The sequence below is a fragment of the Roseovarius dicentrarchi genome (assembly GCF_003316635.1).
Classification (GTDB): domain Bacteria; phylum Pseudomonadota; class Alphaproteobacteria; order Rhodobacterales; family Rhodobacteraceae; genus Roseovarius; species Roseovarius dicentrarchi.
Map to the genome: position 1 here is coordinate 1 of NZ_QNQP01000046.1, position 6,293 is coordinate 6,293.

At 56.0% G+C, this 6,293-nt stretch carries 6 protein-coding genes and 2 pseudogenes; 4 read left to right on the forward strand and 4 right to left on the reverse strand.

Translation table 11 applies throughout. The features are described from left to right. Nucleotides 1–113 precede the first annotated feature (113 nt). Both DQ230_RS16465 and DQ230_RS16470 read left to right on the forward strand, forming a co-directional pair. Nucleotides 114–1,880 carry a relaxase/mobilization nuclease domain-containing protein gene (locus DQ230_RS16465; protein WP_162497494.1) on the forward strand — a complete coding sequence of 589 codons (1,767 nt, stop codon included), beginning with the start codon at nucleotides 114–116 and terminating at the stop codon, nucleotides 1,878–1,880. A gap of 522 nt (nucleotides 1,881–2,402) precedes the next feature. Next, the gene (locus DQ230_RS16470) at nucleotides 2,403–3,488 is read left to right on the forward strand and encodes a replication initiator protein A (protein ID WP_113913658.1); all 1,086 of its coding nucleotides are present in this window, start codon (nucleotides 2,403–2,405) and stop codon (nucleotides 3,486–3,488) included. A 17-nt stretch (nucleotides 3,489–3,505) separates the two neighbouring features. On the opposite strand, the gene DQ230_RS16475 is transcribed toward DQ230_RS16470, so the two are convergent. The 3 genes from DQ230_RS16475 to DQ230_RS16485 form a co-directional block, all read right to left on the reverse strand. Next, nucleotides 3,506–3,718, reverse strand: a complete 213-nt coding sequence (locus DQ230_RS16475) for a plasmid partition protein ParG (protein WP_113913659.1) — start codon at nucleotides 3,716–3,718, stop codon at nucleotides 3,506–3,508. Further along, the gene (gene parA, locus DQ230_RS16480; protein WP_113913660.1) at nucleotides 3,715–4,365 is read right to left on the reverse strand and encodes a ParA family partition ATPase; all 651 of its coding nucleotides are present in this window, start codon (nucleotides 4,363–4,365) and stop codon (nucleotides 3,715–3,717) included. Before parA ends, DQ230_RS16475 begins: the two co-directional genes overlap by 4 nt. 64 nt (nucleotides 4,366–4,429) lie before the next feature. Then, nucleotides 4,430–4,726 carry a type II toxin-antitoxin system RelE/ParE family toxin gene (locus DQ230_RS16485; RefSeq protein ID WP_113913662.1) on the reverse strand — a complete coding sequence of 99 codons (297 nt, stop codon included), beginning with the start codon at nucleotides 4,724–4,726 and terminating at the stop codon, nucleotides 4,430–4,432. On the opposite strand from DQ230_RS16485, the pseudogene DQ230_RS16490 reads away from it, so the two are divergent. Next, nucleotides 4,690–5,132 (forward strand): annotated as a pseudogene (locus DQ230_RS16490) (transposase); the annotation flags it as partial. The gene DQ230_RS16485 and the pseudogene DQ230_RS16490 sit on opposite strands and share 37 nt — an antisense overlap. A gap of 10 nt (nucleotides 5,133–5,142) precedes the next feature. On the opposite strand, the gene DQ230_RS16495 reads toward DQ230_RS16490, so the two are convergent. Then, a protein-coding gene (locus DQ230_RS16495) for an IS5 family transposase (protein ID WP_113913661.1) occupies nucleotides 5,143–5,900 on the reverse strand; the annotation gives its coding sequence in 2 pieces (ribosomal slippage) (nucleotides 5,143–5,564 and nucleotides 5,564–5,900; 759 coding nt in all). A gap of 64 nt (nucleotides 5,901–5,964) precedes the next feature. On the opposite strand from DQ230_RS16495, the pseudogene DQ230_RS16500 reads away from it, so the two are divergent. Further along, nucleotides 5,965–6,168: pseudogene (locus DQ230_RS16500) on the forward strand (Mu transposase domain-containing protein); the annotation flags it as partial. Between the last annotated feature and the right edge of the window lie 125 nt (nucleotides 6,169–6,293).

Sequence of the window (6,293 nt, forward strand, 5' to 3'; positions counted from 1 at the left end):
CCGAAACAGCGAAGAAAAAGCGAAAGGAGGCAACAGCATTGACGCCATCATAATCAGCAGATCATAACGACTGGGTGGGTCAGATCTCGATGAAAATGCCGGGTCAGTTCTCAATGACAATCAACACCGAGCTGTTCAAGGGCGACATGACTGTAACGCGGGCGTTGATCGACTCTTCGCACAGGAGGTGGACGTACACGCACGGCGTGCTTGCCTTCCACGCAGAGGACAATCCCACCAACGCTCAGCTGAAGGAGATCGTCGAGGATTTCGAAAACTTCATGTTCGCAGGCAAGACTTCTGACACTTACAATATCACGTGGGTTCGGCACGGCGATAAAGGCAACACAGAAGTTCATTTTGTCATCCCGCGAACCGATCTTGAAACCGGTCAGGATTTGAACATTGCGCCTCCCGGGCATGAGAAGGACTGGGCCGCCTGGACCGCCTGGATCAACCACAGATACGGGTTCGTCGATCCCTTCACGCAGCCCCGGAAAGTGACGAGGGAAATCTACCGCGAACACCCCGACCGTGCGGCGACCCGTGAGCAAATCAACATTTGGGTCGAAACCCAGGTTGCGCGCGGGCTGATCAGGGATCGTGACCATCTGATCAAAGCTTTGGGGAAGGCCGGGGAGATTACCCGCGTGAACGACAAGTTCATCAGTTTGAAAACCACCGCGGCCGAGAAGGCCTTTCGCTTGAAAGGCGCGATCTTTGAAGTCGGCTTCGACTTCAGCACTGGCAACACTGCCCCGAGGCCGGGGACCGGTCCCCGGCCCTCCCCTTCCGAAATCCAGCACAACCGGGATGTCGCATACGAGGAGCGCCGGAACTTCTTCAAGAAGCTGCGCGCGCGCTCCCGGAAGTTGCGCGCGGAAGCACGAGACAAGAAGGCGCAAGATGAGGTGGAGTGGGTCGAAGACGTCGAATGGCTGGTTGATACCTCCCACGAGGCTGAGACCTATTCTGAGCGCCCCGTGGAGAGCCCTGACAGCGCGACAAGTGGCGGGGACGCGGATCAAGGCCCCGCCACACGCTCAGAGCAGACCCAGGCCCGCTCCGGGGCAAATCCCGGCGCATCCCATCAGCAATCAGATCATGGAGCAGAACATGTCACCCACAGTGGACCCGTTGCAGACGCTTTTAACCGCATTAGAAGAAGAGAACGAGAACTTGCTGGCCGCGCTCAAGCAGCAGGACGAACGGTTCGACGCCATCGAAGCCTCATTGACAGCATTGTTCGACTTGGCGAACGGGCAGGAAAAGCGATTGAACGGATTGGTAGAGCTCTGCGAGAGTTTGGCCGGACCCGCGTAAATGCATCTGCGCCTGCGTCAGAACCGGGCAGGATTTCCAGATGGTGGGCTTCTCTGGGCAAGCTTAAACCCCGCAAAGCTACCGATGCTTTACAGGAACTTCCTGCGCCTGATCCGGAAGCTCTAAGGCTTGAAGCGCGTGCTGATCAGGTACGGAAGGCAATGACGTCTGAAATCCAGCGGCTTGAAGCCGAGATTGCTGTCACCGAAAACAACAACGCATTGTTTTACTTGCGTGGTCAGTTGGAGAGTGCGCGACTGGATTACGATGACGCGCTCGCCATGGCGCGCCAAAGTATTCTGGAGGACGACAAGCGGGCTGAATATGAGGCCTACAGGGTTAGAAAGGAAAAGGAACACGCCGAGTGGGTTGCCGGAGGTGGCCCGGAACGTCTTGCGGCAGCGCGTGAAGAACATGAACGGGAACAGCAGAAGCCGGTTTCAAAACCGGCCTCGACGCCAGCTCTCCAGCTTTTATCGGAACCGGACCGTCGACAGAATGAGAAGCCTGTAGCTCGCCCTGCTCCCAAAGGACCGGGATCGTCTGGGCCTTCATGATGAGGTCTTGCGAAATTAATGGCGCGTTCCCTGCCCTCTTTGATGCTACTTCGAAGGACTGTAAGGTTTCAGAGTAAAAAAAACGCAGCCTTAGCATTTTATCTGCTGTTGTTCGGTTTGGCCGTGCCCGTTCTAATTTCAATGATGCCGGATTTTTTTGTTTTCTAGGCAAGCTCGGGTTCCATAGGTGGTGTTGTTAAAGACTCGTGAGCAACGTTAGCTGCGAACTTCGATACCTATTGTCATGACACGGGAAGTTTAAGCAAAGAGGCTTGATAACTGCATCGGTTGCAGAGCTGGGTGTTATATATGTGTTAGATAATGTGTTACGCGAATCATAGCCCCTTCCAACCCATTGAATTTATTTTGTGAATCTGATCTTTTCTGACTGTCTGGTGGGTGATATTACGATAAAGGGTGTGTGATCTTACGAAAGATGGTGTGTGATCTTACGAAAGTTCGCTGGGTGGGTGATACTACGAAGCTCTTGCATCGGTGTGTGAAATTACGAATAGTGCAAACATGGTGGGTGATATTACGAAGCCAGATCGAACGCCTCTCCTCCCCTTGCGGCACGCGCAAGGGGATTTCTTCGTATGCGATATTTTTGATGCCGCTCCAAAAGGCGATATGGCTTCGATGGCGCACCCAATCTTTACTCTCTCGACTAAGCCCGACACAAAGAAGCGTCGCTACGTCGCGTCAGACGGCAAAAGCTATGTCGAAATCAGACCCAACATGATTGGGCTTGCGACCGTCCATGATCGAGATGTGCTGATCTACTGCATCTCCCAAGTTATGGCGGCCTTGAATGACGGAAAACAGGTTCAGAGGACGTTGCGCTTCAAAGCTTACGATCTGCTTGTTGCAACAAACCGCCCTGTCGCCGGGACAGGCTACAGCGGCCTAAAGGCGGCTCTTGAACGCCTTCAGGGAACGCAGATCGAGACCAACATCACGACTGGTGGCGTGGAGCAGATCGACGGTTTCAGCTTGATTGATCGTTACCGGATTGTTCGCGAAACCCGAGATGGCCGGATGCTCGACCTCGAAGTCACCCTCTCTGACTGGGTTTTCAACGCTATCGCCGGTGACGATGTCCTCACACTTAACCGTCGCTATTTCCAGCTTCGCAAGCCGTTGGAGCGTCGCCTGTATGAGCTGGCCCGCAAGCAATGCGGAACACAGCCGGAGTGGAAGTGTGGTATGGAAAAGTTGAAAGCCCGAACCGGCTCCACGTCCTCGGACAAGGAGTTTCGGCGACTCGTCCGGGCGATCTGCAGGGCAGACGAAGAACACAACCATATGCCGGATTATGTCTTCCGGATGGACGCTGATATCCTCACGGTGACGCCGAAATCCGAATTTCTGGAAAACTATGCGCCAAAGCCGGAGCAGGACAGTCTGACCGGAGGCTATGTCCTGCCCCTTTCGCCGGATACGCTCGAAGCGGCGCGTGATCTAGCCCCAACTTGGGACATCAAGGTGCTGGTTGGAGAATGGCGAACCTACGCAGCTCGACAGAAAGAACCGCCGAAGAACCCGGATGCTGCGTTTCTCGGATTTTGCAAGAGTTGGTTCAAGAAGCGCGGTCGCAACGGCTGGTAGAGCATTTACTCAAACACTCATTTACTCAAATATTCAGACCATAGGTCACGAGTGATGTCAGAAATCGAACGGCCTTCTTCGACCGCCTTCATCTTGATCCTCCGATACAGCGTCTCCTCGATATCGGCGTTCAGACGCTTCTTCTTCTCACTGGTTTCCGTAACTTCATGAAGGATGCGTTTGCGGGCCTCGTCACCACGGCTCGGGCGTTTCGCGGAAAGTGCCATCATGCAACCTCTCGCGTTGCAGACGTAAGCATCGCCAGTATCTCTTCGGTTAGTACCGTAGTCTCAGCCTTCGCTTTGGCATTGTCGGCGTCGAAAACGGTCAGTCCCTCTGCCGCTGTTTGCGGATACACTTGGCGTTGCGAAATCGTTGTTTTGCAGACCGGCAGTGCGTAGTCGTCCAACGCAGTCCGCACATCGCTGCCAAGGCGCGTACCCTCCACGATCCGCGAGACTACAAACCCCGCGCGCGGCGATCCGTCTGTAACTTCTTGCCGTGCCTTTATGAACTCGACTAGATCGGATGCTGCCCAGATGTCGTAGGGCGACGGTTGGACCGGAATAAGAACGAAGTCGCTGACCTTGATACAGGCCGCGATCATATCCTCCAGCTTTGCCGCACCATCAATCACAACGTAATCGTAGTTTGATGCCATGCTCGCCAATGTTTTGACATTATTTGGCCGGTCAAGCGCGACAAGCTCGACGGGGTTGTCTTCGCTGGCGGCGTGCCAGTCGCGGGCGCTGCCCTGTGGGTCGCTATCCACGATCAGGACAGAATGGCCCATCTCGTGTAGCGATCTGGCGAGATTGGTGCTGATGGTGGTTTTGCCGCTGCCACCCTTGGGATTCAGGACGGAAAGAATGCTCATGTTCTGCCTCAATTGTGTAATTACTCAAAGGTGTAACTGAGTGTTTGAGACAGGACAAGTCAGACTATAGATGCCGCCCGACATCCATGCTTTGGTGCAGGATACGAATAACCTCGATCCCGGCGTCGGTCGGTCGATAAAATACCAGGTGTTTACCAACGGCTTGTTTCAGATAGCCTTCACGCACGTCCACGGCGCGACCGCGTTTTGTGTTCTGCGCGAGGCTTATGCAGGTATCCAGAGGTGGTTCCGGAAATCTGAACAGCCGGGATAAGTGGATTTTCCGTGCAACAGCGGCATGATGCTGCGAGCGAGGAGAAGACCATGGCAAGACGACCACGCCGGAACCACAGCCCGGCATTCAAGGCGAAAGTTGCGTTGGCGGCGATCAAGGGCGAGAGAACCCTGGTCGAGCTGTCGCAGGATTTCGACGTTCACGCGAACCAGATCAAGCAATGGCGCGATCAACTTCTGGAGGGTGCAACCGGGGTGTTCGGCGCGATCACCAAAGCCGACGCAGAACCGGCGATCGACGTGAAGACCCTGCATGCGAAGATCGGGGAGTTGACGCTGGAGAACGATTTTTTGTCCGGCTCGCTCGGCAAGGCGGGTCTGCTGCCGAGCGCAAAAAGATGATCGATCTCACCGCGAAGCTGAGTGTCAGCCGTCAGGCCAAGGTGCTGGGGATCAGCCGGGGCAGCGTCTATTACAAGCCGCGCCCGGTCTCGGATGCCGATCTGAAATTGATGCACCGGATCGACAAGCTAGGGTCAGGACTCATAACCAGAACATGACCACGGCAGCCAAGGCGCATGCGGACAGGAATACCTTCGGGCACTTGTCGTAGCGGGTGGCGACCCGTCGCCAATCCTTGAGGCGGGCGAAGCTGTTCTCGATCTTGTGGCGGTTTCGATAGCGCGCCTCATCGTGCGGGATCGCGACCTTGCGGCCTTTCCTCGACGGGATACAGGGTTTGATCCCCCTGTCTTCAAGGGCTTCTCGATACCAGTCCGCATCGTATCCACGGTCGGCCAGAAGATGTTCGGCGGGAGGCAGGCCGTCCAGCAATGCCCGCGCGCCGATGTAATCGCTCCGCTGCCCAGCCGTCAGAAGCATCCGCAGCGGGCGGCCTGCCGCATCGGTCACCGCGTGCAGTTTCGAGTTCATCCCGCCCTTGGTGCGTCCGATCAGGCGGCCGCGCCCCCTTTTTTCAGCCCCAGGCTTGAGGCCGTGCGGTGCGTCTTCAGATGCGTCGCATCGATCATCAGCGTGTCAGTCCCGCCGCCTTGATCGGCCAGTTCCAGGAGCATCCGGGCGAAGATCCCCTTCTCGCTCCATCGCTTCCACCGGCTGTAAAGGGTCTTGTGCGGCCCATACTCCCCAGGCGCATCGCGCCAACGCAAACCATTGCGATTGATGAATATTATGCCGCTCAATACCCGCTTGTCGTCCACACGAGGCTTGCCGTGGGACTTTGGGAAAAAGGGTTCCAGCTTGGCCATCTGCGTGTCGCTCAGCCAGTATAGATCGCTCATGTCACCGCTCCAGTTTCGGAGCCGTGAATCACGCAGCGCACCGGAAATCAATGCATCCTGACCCTACGTCGATCAGGTCGTCATCGGCTGTGGTGGTGATGTCATCGCCCGTCACCCTCGGTGCTGGGATCGCGAAGACATGGTCTTTGACCCGGTGCATTATCTCCCTCTTTTGGAGCAAAAGGTGGGTGCCCTTGATCAGGCGGCCCCGTTGGCGGCGTGGGAGCTACCCGAAGAGTTTGCAACCATGCGCCGCTTGATGGAAGGATTGAGCAACCCGAGGTCTGGAAATTCTGCTGAGAGGGGGTCATGCATCCTGGCATTCCCACTTGATGTAGGCCTTCGTTTCGGAGGCCCATTTTTCGTCGATCTCGACCAGCACGGCGCTGACGA

Excerpts from the sequence above, each read along its gene's own strand:
- DQ230_RS16465 (WP_162497494.1), top strand. The coding sequence starts at position 114 with ATGACAATCAACACCGAGCTGTTCAAGGGCGACATGACTGTAACGCGG.
- parA (WP_113913660.1), bottom strand. The coding sequence starts at position 4,365 with ATGAGCATTCTTTCCGTCCTGAATCCCAAGGGTGGCAGCGGCAAAACC.
- DQ230_RS16475 (WP_113913659.1), bottom strand. The coding sequence starts at position 3,718 with ATGATGGCACTTTCCGCGAAACGCCCGAGCCGTGGTGACGAGGCCCGC.
- DQ230_RS16485 (WP_113913662.1), bottom strand. The coding sequence starts at position 4,726 with ATGCCGGGCTGTGGTTCCGGCGTGGTCGTCTTGCCATGGTCTTCTCCT.
- DQ230_RS16470 (WP_113913658.1), top strand. The coding sequence starts at position 2,403 with ATGGTGGGTGATATTACGAAGCCAGATCGAACGCCTCTCCTCCCCTTG.